This window comes from Pseudomonas corrugata, from assembly GCF_001269905.1.
Classification (GTDB): Bacteria; Pseudomonadota; Gammaproteobacteria; order Pseudomonadales; family Pseudomonadaceae; genus Aquipseudomonas; species Aquipseudomonas corrugata.
Genome location: NZ_LHVK01000008.1, coordinates 296466 through 316941, shown reverse-complemented (window position 1 = coordinate 316941; position 20476 = coordinate 296466). Strand labels below are relative to the sequence as shown.

Here is a 20476-nt window from a genome sequence, read left to right as displayed (position 1 = left end):
AATGAATCACTCGCCCAGCGTTTTACTGGTGCTGCACGACGTGGCACCGCAAACCTGGCCCGACTACCAGCCCTTCGTCGAAGCCGTCGACGCCCTCGGTCATGTACCGATGACCTGGCTGGTAGTGCCGGACTTCCATCACACCAACGCGCTGGACGATCACCCCGGCTTCCGGCGCCTGCTCGACAGCCGGGTCGAGCGCGGCGACGAGTTGGTGCTCCACGGCTATTACCATTGTGACGACGCCCCCCCTCCCCTCCATCCCCGGGATTGGTTCATGCGCCGGGTCTACACCCATGAAGGCGAGTTCTACCAGTTGACCGAAGATGCTGCTCTCGCCCGCCTGCGCGCCGGTATCGAAATCTTTGAACGTTACCAGTGGCCGCTGGAAGGCTTCGTAGCCCCGGCCTGGCTGATGAGCGAAGGTACCCGCCGGGCCTTGTGCCAGTTGCCCTTGAGCTATACCAGCGATACCCAGCACCTTTATCGCCTGCCGGATTTCGCCCCCATCGACGCCCCGGGGCTGGTCTGGAGCGCCCGCAGCGCCTGGCGCCGTGGCTTGTCGAAGGTCATCAACGATCAACGCGAACAACGCTGGCGAAAGGAACAGGTGATTCGTCTGGGCTTGCATCCGGTAGACATGCGCCATCGGTTTTCCCGGGACTATTGGTTGCGGACCCTTGAGCGCCTGCTCGACGACGGCCGCGCACCGATGACCAAGTCCGGGTGGCTGGCCGGCCAGGGCCTGCGGCTCAGCCGCGCCGCATGAAACGGGCGCTCTGGTTGGCTGCGGCGCTGCTCACGGCGTTGTTGGTGCCGCTGCTGGTAGGTGGCGGGGAAATGTGGTCACGGGTACAGCGCTTCCCCATGACTCTGCTATTGAGCATGCTGGGCATGATCGGGCTGTGCTGGGCGCTGAACTCCGTGCGCCTGCGCCTGCTGCTGGGGGAGCAACGTGGATGCATCGGCGGACTCAAGAGCATCGGCGTGGTGATGTCCACCGAGTTCGCCATGTGCGCCACACCCGGCGGCAGCGGCGGGCCGTTGACGCTGATGGCCCTGCTGGCCCGCAACGGCGTGCGCCCGGCCCACGCCAGCGCGGTGTTCGCCATGGATCAGTTGAGCGACCTGCTGTTCTTCCTCTGCGCCCTGGTGGGCATCCTGCTGTATGCGCTGTTCCAGAATCTCAGCCAGCGCATGGAATGGATGCTGGCACTGAGCGCGTTATCGCTGTTTGGCGGGCTGATCGGCTGTGCCCTGGTGGCTCGCTACCATCGCCGGCTGATCCTGCTGGGCGCCAGGCTGCTGCGACACCTGCGCGTGAAAGCCACTACCCGGCGCCGCTGGGGGCGCAAGATTCTGAATTTTCTGGCGGCGTTTACCACGACGCTGAAGCTGCCACGACAGACACTCTTCCAGGTCTTCGGCCTGACGTGCCTGCATTGGGCCCTGCGTTATAGCGTGCTGTACCTGGCGCTGAAAGGACTGGGAGCGGATCTGCAATGGGCCTGGAGTTTCCTGGTCCAGATGCTGTCCCTCAGCGCGGGACAATTCAGTCTTCTGCCCGGCGGCGCCGGGGCGGCTGAGGTGACCTCGGCCGCATTGTTGGCGCCTATGGTTGGCAAGTCCACCGCAGCGGCGGCGATTCTGATCTGGCGGGCGGTGACCTATTACTTTTATCTGGTAGCTGGCGGGCCGGTATTCTTCCTGATGGTCGGGCGTCCGTTGATCAGGAAGCTGATGAAGCCGAGACAGGCTTGAAGCGGTCGAAGCCTAATCGGGATCGTCCTGGGGATGGGTCTGTTTCCACAGTTCGGCGGCGTCGGGAAACTCTGTGCCGTCCTCCGGGCCCAGTTCTTCGGGATCGTAGCGGCTCAGACAGCCCTCACCGAGGGTGGCTGGGGCTTTGGAGGTGGCTTTGTCCAGTGGATCGGTCATGGCGTGCCTCATAAGAGCCCGACAGGCTAATGCCCGTCAGTTAAAGATCAAGCGGCATCCACTGTGGGAGCCGAGCTTGCTCGCGATGGCGGCGGACCAGCAACATCTTGGTCGACTGACATACCACCATCGCGAGCAAGCTCGGCTCCCACCGGGTTGTGACATATTCCAGCCGGTTGCCCGGCAGGCCCGGAGGTCAGAACACCACAGTCTTGTTGCCGTGCACCAGCACACGGTCTTCGAGGTGATAACGCAAGCCTCGAGCCAGCACCATTTTCTCCACGTCACGGCCGAAACGCACCATGTCTTCGATGCTGTCGCTGTGGCTGACGCGTACCACGTCCTGTTCGATGATCGGGCCGGCGTCAAGCTCTTCAGTCACGTAGTGGCAAGTGGCGCCGATCAGCTTCACACCCCGCATCGAAGCCTGGTGGTATGGCTTGGCACCGACGAACGACGGCAGGAAGCTGTGGTGGATGTTGATCACCTTATGAGCGTATTCGCTGCACAAGGCCGGCGGCAGTATCTGCATGTAACGGGCGAGGACCACCACTTCGGCGTCGTGCTGCTTGACCAGCCGCGAGACTTCAGCGAAGGCCGGCTGCTTGTCCTGCGGGTTGACCGGTACGTGGTAGTACGGAATGCCGTGCCACTCCACCATGCTGCGCAAGTCGTCATGGTTGGAAATCACGCAGGCGATGTCGCAGTCGAGCTCATCGCTGTGCCAGCGGTGCAACAGGTCTGCCAGGCAATGGGACTCACGGCTGGCCATCAGCACCACGCGTTTTTTCTGCGCGGTATCAGTGATGCGCCAGTCCATCGCAAACTCTTCGGCGATCGGCGCGAAAGCCTCGCGAAACGCTTCGATGCCAAAGGGTAGCGAGTCCGCACGGATCTCGTGACGCATGAAAAACCAGCCGCTCTGATTGTCCGAGTGATGGCTTGCTTCAGTGATCCAACCGTTATGGGACGCCAGAAAGTTACTGACTTTAGCAACGATACCGACGCGGTCCGGGCAAGCAATCACCAGCCGAAAAGTGCGCATTAGAGAACTCCAGAACTTCGCAAAGGCGGCCATTCTAGCCATTGCGCAGCAAAACTGCAGTATTGATGACAGGACGAGCCCCTACGGACAGCGAGCGGGGCGGGTCCGGGGACAGGGCTTATATTGTGAACGGATGTGAAAGCCCGTAAGGGTATTTAACTGCAAGGCCATTTTTTGTGGCCTGACACTAAGTAATTAAATAAAAGCCTGCTTAAATGTTTACTTGATGAAACTGTCTGATTACTATTGCCACACTGTCTCCTTGTCCGCAGTGCCCTACATAAGGTAGTCCCCATGTCCTTGATCACTGAATACAACGCTACAAAACAAGCCATTGAAGAACTGCAACAGCGTCTGGCCGACCTGTCCAAAGACGATAAACTGCAAAAAGAATTGGAATTCGAAGGCAAACTGCGCACTCTGATGGGTGAATACTCCAAATCCCTGCGCGATATCACTGCCCTGCTGGATCCAGAAGCCAAATCGGGTAAAGCACCTCGTGGTGGCGCCGTGAAAACTACCGGCACCAAACGCGCTCGCAAAGTTAAGCAATACAAAAACCCGCACAACGGCGAAGTCATCGAAACCAAAGGTGGCAACCACAAGACTCTCAAAGAGTGGAAAGCCAAGTGGGGCGGCGACGTCGTTGAAGGCTGGGCAACCCTGCTGGGCTAAGCCTCGTCGGGTTTCAGCGTTCTCTACGCACAAAAAAACGCCAGCTATATGCTGGCGTTTTTCATGCCTGCGGTTTCTTCATTCACCGCCGCTCAAAGGCTTAAACGTTTGCGCAGTTGCTGGCTGTAACCTTGCCACTGCGTGAGCACCTCCCGCTGCAATGGCGTGGAAAGCGCCAGCCATTCGCCCATTGCCTCATCAAAACTTTCCAGGGTATTGGGCGCCCCCCATTGCGGTGATGACAGGCGTTGCTGACAGAACAGCCTCCAGCGCCCCTGCTCTTCGGGATTCAAGGTGTCTGGGAAGTTACGTGCGCGATATCGGAACAATAATTCCGGCAAACGTTCATCATCGAAAGGCCAGTGCTCTTGCGCCAAATCAGCCGGGTCCGCCATGCGCACTTGTTCACATAAACGGCGATCGCGATCACCGAGGAAGCCTGTGTATAACTGTTGCTCGGGGTCCTCGCTGGCAGTGAAATCCTCGCGACCATAAATAGCCTGAAGTTTATCCTGCCAAACTTGCTGGGCATTACTTAGCTGCAACGCCCGTTGCTGCAGTCCATCCATGTCCAATTGCAGCCGCTGCCGATCCTCGGCACGCAGCACCGATAGCGGCGCGACCACCGGACATTTGTTGATATGAATGAGTTTGAGAGGCACGGGCAACTCTCCCTCGAGCAGTTCGTCGCGGCGGGTATACAGACGTTGCCGCAAGATGTCCGCGTCATGGTCCAGCAACCCCTGGTGATCGAGGTGCAGGTCGCAGACAATCAGCGCATTGCGGTTCTTCGGATGCCAGGCCAGTGGCAAAACCACGCCAATGTAGTTTCGAGCTGCCGAGAAACGCCCGGACACATGCACCATTGGCTGCAACAGACGGATCTGGTCCATCACTTTCTGCTTGCTGCGCAACTGGAACAGCCAGTCGTAGAGCCTGGGCTGCTTCTGGCGGATGAGGCGTGCCAGGGCAATCGTAGCGCGCACGTCCGACAACGCATCGTGAGCCTGACCATGGTCGATGCCATTGGCGGCGGTCAGGCGCTCGAGCTTGAGAGTGACCCGGCCATCCTCTTGCGGCCAGGCAATACCATCGGGGCGCAGCGCGTAAGCCGCACGGACCAGGTCGATCAAGTCCCAGCGGCTGTTGCCACCCTGCCATTCCCGCGCATACGGGTCGAAAAAATTCCGATAAAGGCTGTAGCGGGTCATTTCATCGTCGAAACGCAGGGTGTTGTACCCGGCGCCGCAGGTACCGGGCGCGGCCAGTTGCAGGTGGACGCGGGTCATGAAATCGGCTTCGCTCAGGCCTTTTTCAGCCAGGCAGGTCGGGGTAATGCCTGTAATCGCACAAGCCGCAGGATGGGGCAGGATGTCATCGCTCGGCCGGCAATACAGGTTCACCGGTTCGTCGATTTCATTGAGCTCGAAATCGGTACGGATGCCCGCCACCTGCAAGGGCCGGTCGCAACGGGGATCGATGCCGGTGGTTTCGTAGTCGTACCAGAAGATGGAGGTCACGGGCTGTTCCTGAGCAAAAGACTGACGAAGTCTAGGGGGTCCCACCCGACTTCGGCCAGGGGTCGACGGATTGAATCACGTCACGATCCATAAAATGACATACACAGTTGTATCGTTTGCCCGCACGAAGGCTGCTAGCATCTGCCGGGATTGAATGTTCGAACCGGCCCATCACTCAGGTTGCCCATGCTCGAGACACCAGCACTGCAAAGGACCGCGACGCTGCCCCCGCCACTGGACACGCGGTATCAGGTCGAGACGCCCGAAGGCATCGACCTGCCACTGCGCCCGGCGGGGTTGATGCCCCGCGCTCTGGCTTTTGCCATCGACCTGGGGATACGGGGGCTGATCCTGGGCTTTCTGTTCGGCATCCTCGCATTTTTCGGTGACCTGGGTATCGGCCTCGGTTCCATCCTGCTGTTCGTCGTCAGCTGGTGGTACATGGTGCTGTTCGAGGTACTGCACCAGGGGTGCTCTCCCGGCAAGCAAATGATGGGATTGCGGGTGGTCCAGGACGACGGCCGTCCCATCGGCTGGTCCGCTTCGCTGATCCGCAACCTGCTGCGTTTCGTCGACATGCTGCCCTTCGGCTACACCTTCGGGGCGATCAGTTGTCTGCAGCATCCGGCGTTCAAACGCCTGGGCGACCTGGCGGCCGGCACGCTGGTGGTGTATCGCGAGCAACCGGTCAAGCGCCCTGCCTTGCCATCGGCACTGCCGGTACGCCCGCCCTTTGCCCTGAGCCTGAACGAGCAACGCGCGGTGCTGGGTTTCGCTGAGCGTCAGGCCGAACTTTCCCAGGCCAGGGTCAACGAACTGGCGGCCATCCTGGCGGCACCACTGAACGTCCAGCCACCGCGAGCCGTGGCCGAGCTCAATGGCATCGCCCGCGGCCTGCTGGGGCCGACATGAAGCAAAGCCTGTTCGAGAGCCGTCACCAAGGGGAATGGGAACAGCTGTCCCGGCAGCTCGATCAGCTGGAGCGCAGCCGCAATGTGCCCCAGTGCAGCGATTTTCCCCAGGCCTACCGTCGGCTCTGCCAGCATCTGGCATTGGCCCAGGCGCGGGGCTACAGCAGCCTGCTGGTCGACGCCCTGCAACAGCTTGCGCTGCGCGGTCACCAGCAGCTCTACCGTGACCGCAGCCGGCCATCGGCCAGCCTTTCAGCGTTCATCCTGGCCGGTTTTCCCCGGCTGGTCCGTGAACAATGGCGGTTCGTGCTGGCTGCCAGCCTGATGTTCCTGGGGAGCCTGGCCGGCATCGGGTTGCTGGTCTATCTGTTTCCGGACCTCGTCTACAGCGTGCTGGATGCCGAAGAGATCAGCCAGATCCGCAGCATGTACGACCCGAGCGCCGGCCATCTGGGACGCTCGATCGAACGGGCGGCCAGCGAAGACTGGGCCATGTTCGGCTACTACATCATGCACAACATCGGCATCGCTTTTCAGACGTTTGCCAGCGGCATGATGTTTGGCCTGGGCAGCGCGTTCTTCCTTTTTTTCAACGGCCTGACCATCGGCGCGGTCGCCGGGCACCTGACCCAGATCGGTTCCGGAGGCACGTTCTGGTCGTTCGTGATCGGGCATGGCGCCTTCGAACTCACCGCGATCACCCTCGCCGGTGCCGCAGGCCTGCAACTGGGTTGGGCATTGATCGCGCCGGGACGCCTCACCCGGGGCGAAGCCCTGCGGCTCGCCGCGGGCAAAAGCGTGTCGATGATCGGCGGGGTCATGCTGCTCCTGTTTCTCGCCGCGTTCATCGAAGCGTATTGGTCCTCCAGCACCGTGACACCCGTCGTCAAATATACGGTCGGCGCATTGCTGTGGCTGCTGGTGTTCAGTTACCTGCTGTTTGCCGGACGGATACGCCATGCGGCTGAGTGATGCCTCCGTCGTCATCCGTCCGCGTACCGCCTGGGAAGCCATGGACCTGGGCGTGTTGATGAGCCAGCAGCACCGACGGTTGCTGATGACCAGCTGGGCCATTATCACCCTGCCGATCTACACGCTGCTGTGCCTGCTGTTATGGGACTCACCATCCCTGGTCTTGTTGGTGTTCTGGTGGTTGAAACCGGCCTTCGACCGCTTACCACTGCACATTCTGTCCAAGGCGCTGTTTGGCGAAACGCCAACCCTGAAGCAGGCCCTGCGCCAGTGGCCGGCATTGCTCAAGCCGCAGTTGTTCGCCAGCCTGACCTGGCGGCGACTGAGCCTGAGTCGCAGCTTCCTGATGCCGGTGGTGCAACTCGAAGGACTCGCCGGGAATGCGCGAGCGCTGCGCCTGCAAGTACTACAGCAACGCAACGGACGCGCGGCGCGGTGGCTGACCGTGATCGGCATGCACCTGGAAACCGTCCTGTGGTTCGGCCTGATGGCCCTGTTCTATCTGTTCGTACCGCAACAGGTCGAACTGGACTGGGATTGGCAGAAGCTGGTCACGACGACCGAGCACGACTGGTTGTGGTTCGAGCACCTGGTCAACGTCCTGTATCCCCTGCTGCTGATCGTCTGGGAGCCGGTGTACGTCGCCTGCGGTTTCAGCCTCTACCTGAACCGGCGCACGATCCTCGAGGCCTGGGACATCGAACTGGTGTTCCGGAGACTGCGCCAGCGCCTGAGCAGCGCAGTCCCTGTGCTGATGCTGCTGGCGCTGCTCCTGCTGCCGCCGGCGCCCCCGGCCTGGGCCGACGAAGACAGCATCGCCCCCGACAGCCCGCGGTTGCTCAACCAGCCCCTCACCAGCGAGGCCTCCAGAGACAGCATCAAGGCGATCCTCGAAGCCCCACCGTTCAAGAACCCGCAAACGGTCACCCGCTATCGTTTCGGCGAGGACACCACCGAACCCACCGAAGCCAAGGAAACGCCGGGCTGGTTCAAGGCCTTGCTCCAATGGTTGGGTCGCCAGCACTACGAAGCGGCCGCCGCACTGATCCAGGTCCTGCTCTGGGCCGCTCTGGCAGGGGCGATTGCCTGGCTGGTCTGGCGCTATCGTGAAAACTTCCAGGCCCTGGGTCGACGCCAACCGATAAAACGGCCGGCCGTGGAACGACCGGCACCGCCCCGGATGTTCGGCCTGGATATTCGCGAAGAGAGCCTGCCAGACGATGTGGCGACCCGCGTCGAGCAGTTATGGAGCACTGATCCCCGTGACGCCCTGGGGCTGCTGTATCGGGCGTTGCTCAGCCGGCTGCATCATCAGTTCGGCGTCGCCTTGAAACCGGCCGATACCGAAGGCCAGGTGCTGCAGCGCGTCGAACAGCTCCGGCACGAAGACCTGCTGGCGTTCAGCAGGAACCTGACCCTGCACTGGCAGAGCGTTGCCTACGGGCATCGCACTCCGCCCCCGGATCTGCAACAGCAATTGTGCGACGGCTGGCGCGGCTTGTTCGAGACGGGAGCCTCCCGATGAACCGCCGCGCAGGATGGCTGGCCGCGATACTGATTGTCGTCGCGCTGGTGGGGGCACTGGTCATGTACCTCTACCGGAGCGCGGTGCCCTATCAGGAAACTGTCGATTACGGCCCCTCCCCCGAGGCCCAGGCCAACCCCTACCTGGCAGCCGAACATTTCCTGCGCCAGCAGGGCCTGGAGGTCGAGCACGCCAACAACCTGGACGTCCTGCCTGACCTCGAACCTCATCAGCACACCCTGTTGCTGCTGGGCGAACGGACGAACATGACGCCCCGGCAGGTCGACCAGTTGATGAACTGGACCCGTGCCGGTGGCCGCCTGCTGTTTGTTGCCGAAGCCTTGTGGGATGACAGCACCGCAAGCAGCGGCGACCTGCTGCTGGACCGCGTGCAACTGCGCCAGATCTTGAGCAAGGACCTCAAGGAGCCCCCCCCAGAGCTGATCAAGGAGCCCTACCCCAAGCTGACCAAGTTGTACCTGGAAGACGAAGAGGCACCCGCCTACGTCGGCTTCGACACCGACTTTCATCTCGAAGACCCGAAGAACCTCGCCCAGGCCTGGGCCAATAGCGCGCTGTCGACCCACATGATGCAACTGAACCACGGCCAGGGCTCGATCACGGTGATCACCGACGCCGAGCTGTGGAAGAACGATCAGATCGAACAGTACGACAACGCCTGGCTGCTCTGGTACCTGAGCGCCGATAGCACCGTCACGTTGCTGTTCAATATCGACCACGACAGCCTGCTGACCCTGCTGCTGCGTTACTTTCCCCAGGCACTGGTGGCGCTGGCGGCCCTGATTGCCCTTTGGCTCTGGCGCTCGGCGATCCGCCACGGCCCGCTGCAACAACCGGCCTCCAAGGCCCGGCGCCAGCTGGAAGAACATGTGCAGGCCAGCGCCGGGTTCCAGCTGCGGCACAACGGCCGGCAGCATCTGCTGCAAACCTTGCAACAGGACGTGCTGCGTCGGGCGCGGCATCGTCATCCCGGCTTCGAACAACTGGCCGTCGCCGAACAGTGGCAAGTGCTCGCACGGCTCAGCCGCCAATCCACGCGGGCCATCAGCCAGGCCTTGAGCCCCCGGCCGAAACAGCGCATGTCCAGCGCCGAGTTCTGCCGCCAGGTCGCCCATCTGCAAACCCTCAGGAATGCCTTATGACTGAACAGAACGAACCTGCCGGCAGCCAGGCCCATGCCGCCCAACAGCGCCAGCGCGCCAGTCAGTTGGCCCAGGCCATCCGCACCGAGTTGCACAAGGCAGTGGTCGGCCAGGCTGCGGTGATTGACGATGTGCTCACGGCGTTGATCGCCGGTGGTCACGTACTGCTCGAAGGAGTTCCGGGGTTGGGCAAGACATTGCTGGTGCGTGCCCTGGCCCGCTGCTTCAGCGGCGAGTTCGCGCGCATCCAGTTCACTCCCGACCTGATGCCCAGCGATGTCACCGGACATGCGGTGTACGACTTGCAGACCGAGCAGTTCAACTTGCGCAAGGGGCCGGTGTTTACCAACCTTCTGTTGGCGGACGAGATCAACCGCGCGCCGGCCAAGACCCAGGCCGCGTTGCTCGAAGCCATGCAGGAACGCCAGGTGACCCTCGAAGGCCGTGCCTTGCCCATCGCCCAGCCTTTCATGGTGCTGGCCACCCAGAACCCCATCGAACAGGAAGGCACCTACCCGCTGCCGGAAGCCGAGCTCGACCGTTTCATGCTCAAGGTACGCATGGACTACCCCGATGCCGAACAGGAGATGAACATGGTGCGCCAGGTCAGCCGCTCGACCCGCGCCGACATGCTCGATGTCCAACCCTTGCGGACGGTGTTGCAGGCCAAGGACGTGCAAGCGCTGCAACGCATCGCCAGCGACCTGCCGATGGACGACCAGGTGCTCGACTATGCGGTGAGATTGGCTCGCACCACCCGCAGCTGGCCGGGGCTGAGCCTGGGTGCCGGGCCACGGGCCTCGATCGCGCTGGTGCGTTGCGCCCGGGCACGGGCGTTACTGCGTGGCGGCGAGTTCGTGGTGCCGGATGACATCAAGGGCTGCGCCCTGGCCGTGTTGCGTCACCGGGTACGCTTGGCGCCCGAGCTGGACATCGAAGGGCTCTCGGTGGACCAGGTCTTGGGACAACTGCTGGACCAAGTACCGGCGCCGCGTTTGTGATGATGGATCTCCTGATGACGCCGCATTCTGTGGCGAGGGGATTTATCCCCGCTGGGCTGCACAGCAGCCCCCTGGTTCTGCCTGGTACACCGCAAGGGTCTGCTTCGCAGCCAGCGGGGATAAATCCCCTCGCCACAATGGACCTGCTCAAGAGCATGCACCCATGAAGCCCTCCCGCCTGCTGCTGATCTGGCTGGCAGTCCTGCTGGTCCTGGGCGTGGTGCTGGGCACGTTGCAAGCGTTGGGCATCGTGGTGCCATCGGTGCTCATGTCGATCAACTGGGGGTTGCAACTGGCCCTGCTGGCCCTGGCGATCCTCGACGCCGTGCGCCTCAAGCGCTTGCCGTCGCCCCGGGTGCAGCGGCAAATGCCCGCAAGCCTGGCGCTGGGTCGCTGGAGCGACGTTCACCTGGCAATCACTCACGACTTTCATCAGCCGCTGAACGTCCAGGTCTTCGATCACATACCCAATGGCCTGGATTTCGAATACCTGCCGTTGTCGGTCGAGCTTCAACCCGGCCAGCGCAGCCAGGTCGGCTACCGCCTGCGCCCCCTCAAGCGCGGCCATTTCATCTTCGAACACTGCGAAATCAGTCTACCCAGCCCATTGGGGCTGTGGACGGGCAAACGCCTGCTGGAGGCGGTCGATGAGATCCGCGTCTATCCCGATTTCGCCAGGCTCTACGACGGTCAGTTGCTGGTGGTGGACAACTGGCTCAACCAGCTCGGCGTGCGCCAGCGCCAACGGCGGGGCCAGGGGATGGAGTTCCATCAACTGCGCGAATTCCGCGAGGGCGACAGCCTGCGCCAGATCGACTGGAAGGCCACCGCCCGCCACCGCGCACCGATCGCCCGGGAATACGAGGACGAGCGCGACCAGCAGATCATCTTCATGCTCGATTGCGGCCGGCGCATGCGCAGCCAGGACGATGAGCTGTCGCATTTCGATCACGCCCTCAACGCCTGCCTGCTGCTCAGCTACACCGCGTTGCGCCAGGGTGACGCCGTGGGCCTGAGCACCTTCGCCAGCGATCCACCCCGCTACCTCGCCCCGGCCAAAGGCCAGGGCCAACTCAACGTGTTGCTCAACACCGTGTACGACCTCGACAGCAGCCAACGTCCCGCCGATTACCAGGCCGCCGTCAACGAGCTGCTGACCCGCCAGAAACGCCGGGCCCTGGTGGTGTTGGTGACCAATCTGCGGGATGAGGATGACGAAGACCTGCTGACGGCGGTCAAACGGCTGGGCCAGCAACATCGGGTACTGGTGGCGAGCCTGCGCGAAGAAGCGCTCGATCGGCTGCGCCAGACACCGGTGCAGACCTTGCCAGAGGCGCTGGCCTATTGCGGGACGGTGGAGTATTTGAATGCGCGGGCCGAGCTGCATGAGCGGATGAGCGCCCATGGTATTTCGGTACTGCAAGCCCGGCCCGGGGAGCTGGGGGCCGAGCTGGTGACGCTGTACCTGGGGTGGAAAAAAGCGGGGAATCTGTAAATTAATGTTCCACCTTGAAAGGCAACCACCGTGGTGGCAAATAGGAGTCGAGGCTGCGGAACTCCAACTCAAACTCACCGTAAGCCGCTGTCTTGGGGATAATGGACCAGGACAAGGGAGCGCCCGTCACCGGCAGTTGTTCGAACAGCGCTGGATCGAACCGTAACCCCAGAGCCTCCGGTGGAACCCCATACAAAGTGACACTCGTCTCGTTGATCAAGTTGCTATCTTTTCTGACCCTCAACTCCAGAATGCTGGTACTTGTATCCTTGATCACCATTCTCCAATTGGCCAGGTCGTCCATGTTGATCGGACGTTCGTCTAGCCGAAGCGTAAATTCCTGCACCCAGGTATCTTCCGTTGCCGATATCCTGGACTCCAACCACTCCGCCTCCCACCCCAGTGCCCCCCGCACGGACGCACTCAATGAATATCGCCCTATCCTCGGCGGTAACTCAAAGGTAATCCGCGCCTTGCCATTCGCATCGGTAACGACCGGCTCCAGCACAACGCCCTTGTAGAACCAGTGCACCCGCACGCCTTGAACCGGCTCACCGCTGGCCGCACTGACCACCGTGGCCTCGGCGCTGACTTCGTCCCCCGCAAGCCCCTCGAGGTCAGCACCGGTCAGGCTTTGAATCACGCAAGCCTCATGGACGAGATACTCAAACGATACAACCTCGGTCCCGCCGACTGCGCTGGCCGTCACGGTGCCCGGCCCGTCAACCGTCGCCACGAAACTGAAGCGTGCGACACCATAGAAGTTGGTGAACGTGATCGTGTCCTCCATGGCCGCGTCCGTGCCGCGCCAGGACACCTGTACATGTCGGGCCGGTTGACCGGTCAGTGCGTTGGTCAGGGTGATTTCAAAGGACAATGTTTCGCCCCAGTCGACCACCGTCGGGTCCTGATGCGTGGCCGCCAGGACATCCACCGGAATATGGCTGCCGAGGGAAAAAGCATTCAGCGGCGAGCGCGCCAGCAGCCGCGAGGCCGACAGTTGTAAATAGAACGCCGCATCGGTCCGGTCACCGGCCGAAAGACTCACCGGCAGGCCATCGACGGTCAATGGCCGGGGAAACCCTAACCCTACCGGTCCGAAATTCATGGCCGTATCCAGTTCATGAGCACCGCGGATCCCCAGCGTCAGCATCTGATCGAGCAACGGGCTACCCTCTGCGACCGAAAGCGTCAAGTCGAGCCTCTCCGACCGTCGAGGGAAGAAGGTCTGTTCGCCCCAACGCTGCGCGGCCCCCGGACCACCCTGTACGTTCAGGTCAAGCCAAGGATCCTCTGCATACGCGTGCACGGTGAACGTGTGCTCGACTTCGCTCGCGTCATAGGGATTGCTGACCAATGCCTGGACCTCACTGCCACCGGCTACCGTCGGCCGGTAATCGCGTTGGGCGATACCGTCGGCGCCACTCTCGGAGGTTTCACCATCGTGCCACTCCACCAAAACATCGTTGGCCGGCCTGCCCGTGAAGGCCGACACATACCGCAGGGCCAGTCGTGCGCTTTCGTTCTTGCTCAGGACCGGGTCCGTCGCGACCTCGTAAGGCGTGCCGATCACCACTTTGTTGTGGGCCAGATTAAGCCCAAAGGGCGGCGGCTGAGTGAAGGCACCAACGCCCAGGACTTCAGCGGCCCAGCTACGGGCGGCGACTTCGGTGCCAGCGCTGAAATCACACTGGTAGCGAATGCCCCCCGCCGTCATCGGCGCCGACTCAGTCAAAGGCGGGGTGATGTTCCACCCTGACGGCAGGCCTGGCGCCACAGTGGTTTCAAACAACAACCCATGCAACCCGCTCAGGTCATCCACAGGCTGGAGGGTCAGGTCGTGGATGGCACCGATGCAGGGGTACAGATCGATGGCGGCGGCCCAGGTTCTTGGTGCCTGGTCGAACATCAGCGTCATCGTCGGGGCCAGGTCCTGGGGCAGCAATCGGAATGCCAGGTCGAGCGGTTCCAGGTCAGCCGATATCACCTGCAAATCAAACACACCGCTGGAATCGGCCTCCAGCGCTTGCACGGCCCAGCTCACCCCGGCGGCGGTAACCGGGGTCGGGGTATCCATGCCGGTGATGACAATGGCACGGGCGCTCGCCGGATCGCGCCACCTCAGGGAAACCTCCTTGCCGAGCAACGGGCTGCCGGTCGTCACCGTGAGATGGAATTGATCATTCTGCCCCATGCGACACACCACACCCGCCCCCACCCGATCGACCGCGACGTCACCCAGTTTGAAACTCGCCGTTTTCCACGCGCTGGTCGCCAGTGTCTGGATGATGAAGTCATGCTCCGGCACCTGCCCGGTTTCACGGGGGTTGACCCGTGCATTGAGGGTGTATTGCCCGTGCACCGAAGGTCGGTCAATCACGCTGGCCCAGCCGTCCACACCGGACCAGGTCCGCTGGAGCCCCTGGGCGCTATCCCACTCCACGGGCACGCCGGTCACAGGCTGGTCCCCCTGGCTCAGCACCTGCACCATGCACCAGACATAATCGTTCTCATCGACCACCGGGACCCGGTTGGCTTCACGCACCAGGCCAATCTTGAGAGTGTGGCGCGCCAGGGACATGGCGTTGTTGACGGTAGGTTTCAGCAAACCGGTGGCGCCCAATCGCAAGCCGAAATCGCCGTCGATGCGGTCATCGCAGTCCAGCCGCCATCTCAGCGGGTTACTGTTGCCCGAGACCGGCTGCAATAGCGCCGGAGAAACCGTCACCCCCAACTCTTCAGGGGCTTTCCCATCCCATTCCAACCATACAGACCGGTTGCGCAGCGGGCTGTCGTCGGCAAGCAACACTTCCAACTGATACGACGCACCGCGATCGGGATAGCCGGTTTTTTCACCCCAAGGCGCAGCCTCCATGTTCGGAAACGCCACTCGCACATCGTTCATCGGATCCGTGGCGTGAGCCGTCACACTGAAGGTGTGCAGCGCGTTGCCTTCGGCATGGAAAGGGCTTTCGACGCTGGCCCTGACTGAGAGCGTGCCAGCGGTCTCGGGAAGAAAGTCGAACCAGGCATAACCGCCGTTGTCGGTTTCACCGCGAAACAGCACGGTATCCCCCAGCATCCAGGACACTTCCCGTTGAGGCATGGGCATGTCGAGGTAATACGACTTCACCTGAACGCCCAGTTTGACCGATTGTTGATGCTCAATCACCGGTTGATGAGCCGGGTTCAGATGGCTCTCGACGACCAACCGATGGTGCCCCAGGGACACTGCAATCGGATACGTCTCGGCGTGGTATTTGCTGTAGATGGACAGGTTGAACAGCTGCGTTTCATCGCTGATCGGCACCGGACAGTCCACTTGCCAGGTGTCTTCAAGCAATTGGTTTTCACCCCATCCGGGTGTAATCACCACCGCATCCAGTGGATTGTCCTGACTCCACAGCAACGCCTCGGTTCCCGTCCAGGGGCTGTCCGGCGCGGGCCGGAAGGACAGCTGGTGACTCTTCGCGCCGGTTGCCCCATGGCACAGGTAAAGCAGGGGCTCCCCGGTCGGGGTAAACACCTGGCCGTCATTGACAATCTGGGCCAGGACCAGTGGAGCCAGTTCGAGGTGAAAATCGATCCGGGCGACAATCACGTCCAGGCGCGTGGTGGCTTCAGACGGGCTGAGGATGACGAACTCGAAGAGATCATCGCTCTCGATATCGAACTCGATCGGCGCAGTCACCGGCGTCAGGCTCAGTGCCTGGGTTTCAGGATCGGCCCCCCGGTTGTCCGAGGGTGGCAGCACGATTTCCAGGCTGTCCTCAGTGCCGCGCCGACGCAGGCTGAAAACCCCGGCCTCCGCGGAACGGTTGTCGTACAGGAAGCTCAAACGGTAGCGCGCCCCTGCCGATTGCGGTGCCGGCGCCGGTACGATCTGGGCAATCCCTCCTCCGCCGTAAAGAGACATGTAGTAGATGGATTGCCCCTCCCATTCGCCTGATTTCCTATCGAACCTCCCGGGCACGCCGGCATTGTTCCAGTGGTTATAGCCCAGATCGAAATGTCCGTTGGGGAGTACATTGGTCCTGGTGTCGACCGGTTCCCTATTCATCTTTGCACCCCCTTGAGCGCGGCGCGTTCGGCGGCTCTGACTTTGCCCTGGACGTACCGGGAAAACGCCGGGGCGCCCACCTTGGCGGTGTAGCGAACCTTCACGATGATGTCGTTCAAGGCCGCCAGTTGGTCCTTCTGGCGGTCCCACTCCTGGAACCAGGGGAAGGACAGCGTCCAGCGAGACACGGCGCCGGTGTTCTCGAAGATATTGCGCAGGCCCTCTTCGGGTCTCAACGCCGCCACGCCGAAATCATCCAGGCCGATGGAAATGGCCATCTGTTCACCGCTGCTGATATTGAGCAGCACATCGGCCGGCGCCAGACTGCTGTCGCCATACAGATAATCCAGCGACTCAAGGGACGCCTTGATGGCTGTTTCGCTGCCAATCTGCGTCAGCGTCGCACAGACGTTTTCAAAGGGGCCGAGCAACGTCGGCAGGGTCACGTCCACGGCGTTGATCTGGCGGCAGTAGTGGTCGTGGTAATCCCGGTCGAACAGCAGTTGCGACAGTTTGAAGTTCAACGTGCCGTTGGTGATCAACCCTTCCCGCGCCTCGTCCCAGCTGGAGTAATCCGCCTGCCGGTCGCTGTTGTCATCGAACAATTGACGCAGGGATACGGTCTTGACGATTTCCAGGCGCCGTTCGTACCGCAGCAAATGATCGGCCTCCATGCGTAGCAGATCGAGGCGCAACGAGTCGCCGGCAGTCAGGCCGTAATAGTTATCCAGCCACGCATCGGTGCGGATGTGGCTGAGGCCGAATTCGGCGGTTTCCAGTTGCAGCGCGCTCTGGGCACTCAGGCAAAGGCTGACGACCTGGTCGTAGGCCTGGTAGTGCAAGGTCTTGCATTGCCCCAGGTGCCAGCGATATAGCTCGACGCGGGTGGCTCGGGTGAGCAGGAAGTCATAGAGTGCCTGGGCCTGGGCATTCATCTTGACGATTTGATCCAGATTGGCCTCGGCGGCCAACACCGCGTGTTTCTGCGCGTTGATCTGTTCGTCGATCATCGCCAGCTCCGCTGTGGCCTGGTCCCGCGCCAACCCCCAATCTTCGCGTCGCCGCCGATAGCTTTCGGAGGTCGCGTCCTTCTCGGCATCGCTGCGCACGACCTCTGCCCCGACCTGGAACCCATAAGCCAGGGCTCTCGGAGCACTGCCGAACTGATGGCCGCCGTTGGCCAGGCCGAACACATTGGGAAAGGCATCGATGACAGCGCCCGCCACTTGCATCGAGGTGCTCAGCGCCGTCAACAATTTAACGCTGTCGAGGGCCTCCATAACCTTGTATTCACTGCTGGAAATATTCTCGCTGTACAGCTTCGTGTAGTGGGCTTGCCGCTCCGCGGTCAAGGTGCGACTGCTGTTCAACGCAGCCAGCGTGTCCCGTAGTTGTTCAAGATTTTCTTCCTGCACGGTCCGGACGAAGGTACTCAACTCGGTCAGGTGGCGCTGTTGCAACAACTCTTGCTCGCCCCGGTCCTGTTGTTCCAGCAAGCGCATCACCTGGTTGCCGCACTCCTGCAGATATTGGGTCGCCCGCAGGGCCGTATCGAACAGCGTGCGCCAGCGAAACGCCGCAACCCGCAAAGGCCCGCCCATGGGCCGCACAGGGCCGACACCGCCGGCAGCCAGGTTGTTGAGCAGATCCGAAGGGTTGATGGTGCTGAACAACTCGATGGACAGCGGTTTGCCGTCGATGGTCAGGTTATGGCGCAGGTTGTACATGCGCTGGGCCGGTAACTCATAGAGCTGCAACACGCGCTGGCTCACCGGCAAGCGGAAACGCTCCACGCCGACAACGCCGGGGTCTTCAAAAAAATGGCTCCTGACCGGCAGCGATCCCGGATCCAGCAGCAGATCCTGCTCGAACGCCCTGAGCGCGGCACTGTCTTCGAGTTCCTCGACCAGTTCCGTCAACGTGGCAGGCGTCCATTGACTGAGGGTGTGCATGTCCGGCGTGGTGCCCATCAGGTTCTTGGCGCGCAGGTATTGCAGCTTGGCGGCGGCCAGACTGTCCCGTGTCAGTTGCCGGTACAACCAGTCGCCCCAGGCCACGAGGTTGGCGACATAGTCCAGAAAAATCAGCATCTGGTAGTGCCGGGGGGTGGAATAGGCAATCGCGTCAGGGTCGGTCGGGTTGTCGGCTTCGCAGCCCACGTCCCCCTCGCTACCAGACACATTCAACGGCCGGCAACGCCAATAGCGTGGCTTCGGATCCGCCCGCTCGGCCTGTGTGTCAGCGATCGCCTGGGGATCGAAGATGAAGTGCAGCCATTGTTGGGCTTCGACGAAGCGCTCCTCGTCCTTGAGCCGGGTCGCCACCAGGTGAGGCAGGTGAAAAAACAGTTCCCAGAAGAACAACCCGTTGGCACCGTCGAACGGGCCGTTGGGTTCGTTCGAATCGTCGGGCAGCGGCGGCTCGTCGGGAAACTGGGTGTCCCAATCGAGCACGGCATCGATCGACACATTGGCGCGTGTCACCAGCTCAGCGCCGATCAGGGTGTTCAGGCGCGCGTACTTGAGCGCCAGCCCCGAGTCATTGAGGTGCAGGAATTGCCCCCCCCGCGAATCGGTCTTGTGCACGGCGGGCAGGCTGGGGTCGGTGGGAACGCCCTTCAGGTCCAAGGTGAAGGTCTTCTGGCCAAAGTCGCGAGGAGGCTCGCCAATGTTCTCCGGACCTTTGAGGATGAACGTTGCCGTCAAGTTGGCGAAGTTTTCCCGTTCGATCCCATGCCACGCAAAGGACCAGCCGCCGTTGTCCGAGTGGGTCTCGACAACGTCGGGGTCGTCATCTCCCGAGGGGTATAGCAGCGACAGGGTGAATGCCATTGGCTCGCCTGTCTTGCCGGGCGTCAACAGGGCGCAGTGCGCCTGGTAATACAAGTGCTGCTTACCCCCTACCGTTCTCACAACCACTTTGAGGGTGAAGTTTTCCACCAGGGGATCGGCGCCACTCGACACCGTTTCCGTCATTTTGGAAAAGCCTTCGGGGGCCACTCGCTGTTGAAGGGTCGTGGGCTTGGAGAAGCGGACCATGGCCAGGTGGTCCATGAGCGGCTTTTCGTCGGCCACCTTGCGAAACAGCGCGTCGCGTGTTTCGTATATCTCCACCGGCCGGGGTCGTGTCCCTATAAAGGCCGGCGGTGTGCGCGCATTGGTCAAGTGCACCGCCAACCGCCCCTTGGGGTACAACGGGTCGACGTCGTCGCGCAGCATCACCGCCACCAGCCGACATCCCGGGCTGACGTCCTCGTCGAACGCCGACAAATTCAGCCGTATCGGCGGCGACCACTTCCCGTCCAGCGTAATGAAGGCCACCTTCAGCTCAAGCTCGTAGGGCTTCTGCAGGCCGCCGTCGCCATCGAACAAGGCCGGGCGCCATTCGGCCCAGACCAGGCACAAGCGTCCCCCCCAAAAGACCAGGCGGCTGTCGAGCACCTGCGCATCGGCGGGGATATCGACCGGTTGCCACTCGCTCCATGCCGCCGGGTTGATCGTCTGGGTGTCGGCGTCCAGCTGCACATCGGCCTTGCGCCAGAAGTAACGGTAGGGGGCGATCCGTTCCCGGCCCACCAGGTAATAGTCGGCACGGCGGGCATCGGGCCCATCGACATAGCCGTTGAGCACATCCAGGTTGCACACTTCTTCAAAGGCGCGCAGGTATTGCTGCACGCCCGACTGCACCGAGTCGGTGGTCAGCCGGGTCTGGTTGAGGTTGTTTTCCAGCGTCCTGAACAGGCTGGTCTTGCGGATGCGCGCATAGGGGGTGATGTAGTCTTCGGGCATGCACTTGAGCAACTGGCTGGCGGCCCATAGCGGATACTGGCTGGCAATGTCCCAGTCTTTCAGGTCCTTGCGGTCGAACTCCCGCTGGGTGTAGCCGGGCTCCAGCTTCTGGTAGACGGCGTGGATGTACTGCTGGAAACAACTGACCGCCTCGGCGACCCAGGTCGTCTTGACCTGATGGTTGTCCAGGGGGTCGGTGCGCAGCCACTCCAGCAGATCGTCGGCGGTCTTGATCGGTGGGTACCCCTTGCCGGCGTCATGGTCTTCGATTTCCTTGATACCCAAGGCACATTCGATCAACGCGTCGCGGCGCAGGGCGGTTGCCCGGGTGATGTCTTGCGTAGCCATTGCCCTCTCCTGTGAGTTGGGTATCGTCGCCATCC

Annotated in this window: 14 protein-coding genes; 9 read left to right on the top strand and 5 right to left on the bottom strand. The window is 61.9% G+C overall.

Annotation, left to right across the window (positions count from 1 at the left end; translation table 11 throughout):
* Nucleotide 1 precedes the first annotated feature (1 nt).
* On the top strand, nt 2–769 hold the full coding sequence (gene gpgD / locus AD665_RS12575; protein ID WP_053192317.1) for an N-acetylglucosaminyl phosphatidylglycerol deacetylase: 768 nt from the start codon (nt 2–4) through the stop codon (nt 767–769).
* The gene (gene gpgF / locus AD665_RS12570; RefSeq protein ID WP_024776500.1) at nt 766–1761 is read left to right on the top strand and encodes a glucosaminyl phosphatidylglycerol flippase; all 996 of its coding nucleotides are present in this window, start codon (nt 766–768) and stop codon (nt 1759–1761) included. Before gpgD ends, gpgF begins: the two co-directional genes overlap by 4 nt.
* A gap of 12 nt (nt 1762–1773) precedes the next feature.
* Here the strand turns inward: gpgF and AD665_RS27585 are convergent, their stop codons facing one another.
* Together AD665_RS27585 and purU are read right to left on the bottom strand one after the other, a co-directional pair.
* Nucleotides 1774–1938 carry a hypothetical protein gene (locus AD665_RS27585; RefSeq protein WP_170167955.1) on the bottom strand — a complete coding sequence of 55 codons (165 nt, stop codon included), beginning with the start codon at nt 1936–1938 and terminating at the stop codon, nt 1774–1776.
* Nucleotides 1939–2134: 196 nt separating this feature from the next.
* On the bottom strand, nt 2135–2983 hold the full coding sequence (gene purU, locus AD665_RS12565) for a formyltetrahydrofolate deformylase (protein ID WP_024776499.1): 849 nt from the start codon (nt 2981–2983) through the stop codon (nt 2135–2137).
* A 294-nt stretch (nt 2984–3277) separates the two neighbouring features.
* Here purU and mvaT point away from each other — a divergent pair, with 294 nt between their 5' ends.
* Nucleotides 3278–3658, top strand: a complete 381-nt coding sequence (gene mvaT / locus AD665_RS12560; RefSeq protein ID WP_024776498.1) for a histone-like nucleoid-structuring protein MvaT — start codon at nt 3278–3280, stop codon at nt 3656–3658.
* 92 nt (nt 3659–3750) lie between these two features.
* Here mvaT and sbcB read toward each other — a convergent pair whose 3' ends face one another.
* Nucleotides 3751–5178 (bottom strand): exodeoxyribonuclease I, encoded by a 1428-nt coding sequence (gene sbcB, locus AD665_RS12555; RefSeq protein WP_053192315.1) that lies wholly within the window; start codon nt 5176–5178, stop codon nt 3751–3753.
* Nucleotides 5179–5364: 186 nt separating this feature from the next.
* On the opposite strand from sbcB, the gene AD665_RS12550 reads away from it, so the two are divergent.
* From AD665_RS12550 to AD665_RS12525, 6 genes are all read left to right on the top strand, one after another.
* On the top strand, nt 5365–6090 hold the full coding sequence (locus AD665_RS12550; RefSeq protein WP_053192312.1) for an RDD family protein: 726 nt from the start codon (nt 5365–5367) through the stop codon (nt 6088–6090).
* The gene (locus tag AD665_RS12545) at nt 6087–7061 is read left to right on the top strand and encodes a stage II sporulation protein M (RefSeq protein WP_024776495.1); all 975 of its coding nucleotides are present in this window, start codon (nt 6087–6089) and stop codon (nt 7059–7061) included. Before AD665_RS12550 ends, AD665_RS12545 begins: the two co-directional genes overlap by 4 nt.
* A complete protein-coding gene (locus AD665_RS12540; protein ID WP_053192310.1) occupies nt 7048–8586 on the top strand; it encodes a DUF4129 domain-containing protein in 1539 nt (512 codons plus the stop codon). Before AD665_RS12545 ends, AD665_RS12540 begins: the two co-directional genes overlap by 14 nt.
* The gene (locus tag AD665_RS12535; RefSeq protein WP_053192308.1) at nt 8583–9749 is read left to right on the top strand and encodes a DUF4350 domain-containing protein; all 1167 of its coding nucleotides are present in this window, start codon (nt 8583–8585) and stop codon (nt 9747–9749) included. Before AD665_RS12540 ends, AD665_RS12535 begins: the two co-directional genes overlap by 4 nt.
* Entirely contained in the window at nt 9746–10750 is a 1005-nt protein-coding gene (locus AD665_RS12530; RefSeq protein WP_041022935.1) for an AAA family ATPase, read from the top strand. Before AD665_RS12535 ends, AD665_RS12530 begins: the two co-directional genes overlap by 4 nt.
* A gap of 163 nt (nt 10751–10913) precedes the next feature.
* Complete coding sequence (locus tag AD665_RS12525; RefSeq protein ID WP_053192306.1) at nt 10914–12245, top strand: DUF58 domain-containing protein; 1332 nt, start codon at nt 10914–10916, stop codon at nt 12243–12245.
* A gap of 1 nt (nt 12246) precedes the next feature.
* Here the strand turns inward: AD665_RS12525 and AD665_RS12520 are convergent, their stop codons facing one another.
* Together AD665_RS12520 and AD665_RS12515 are read right to left on the bottom strand one after the other, a co-directional pair.
* Entirely contained in the window at nt 12247–16305 is a 4059-nt protein-coding gene (locus tag AD665_RS12520) for a transthyretin-like family protein (RefSeq protein ID WP_147460403.1), read from the bottom strand.
* Nucleotides 16302–20441: a Tc toxin subunit A-related protein gene (locus AD665_RS12515; protein WP_053192302.1), complete on the bottom strand. Its 4140-nt coding sequence runs from the start codon at nt 20439–20441 to the stop codon at nt 16302–16304. Before AD665_RS12515 ends, AD665_RS12520 begins: the two co-directional genes overlap by 4 nt.
* Between the last annotated feature and the right edge of the window lie 35 nt (nt 20442–20476).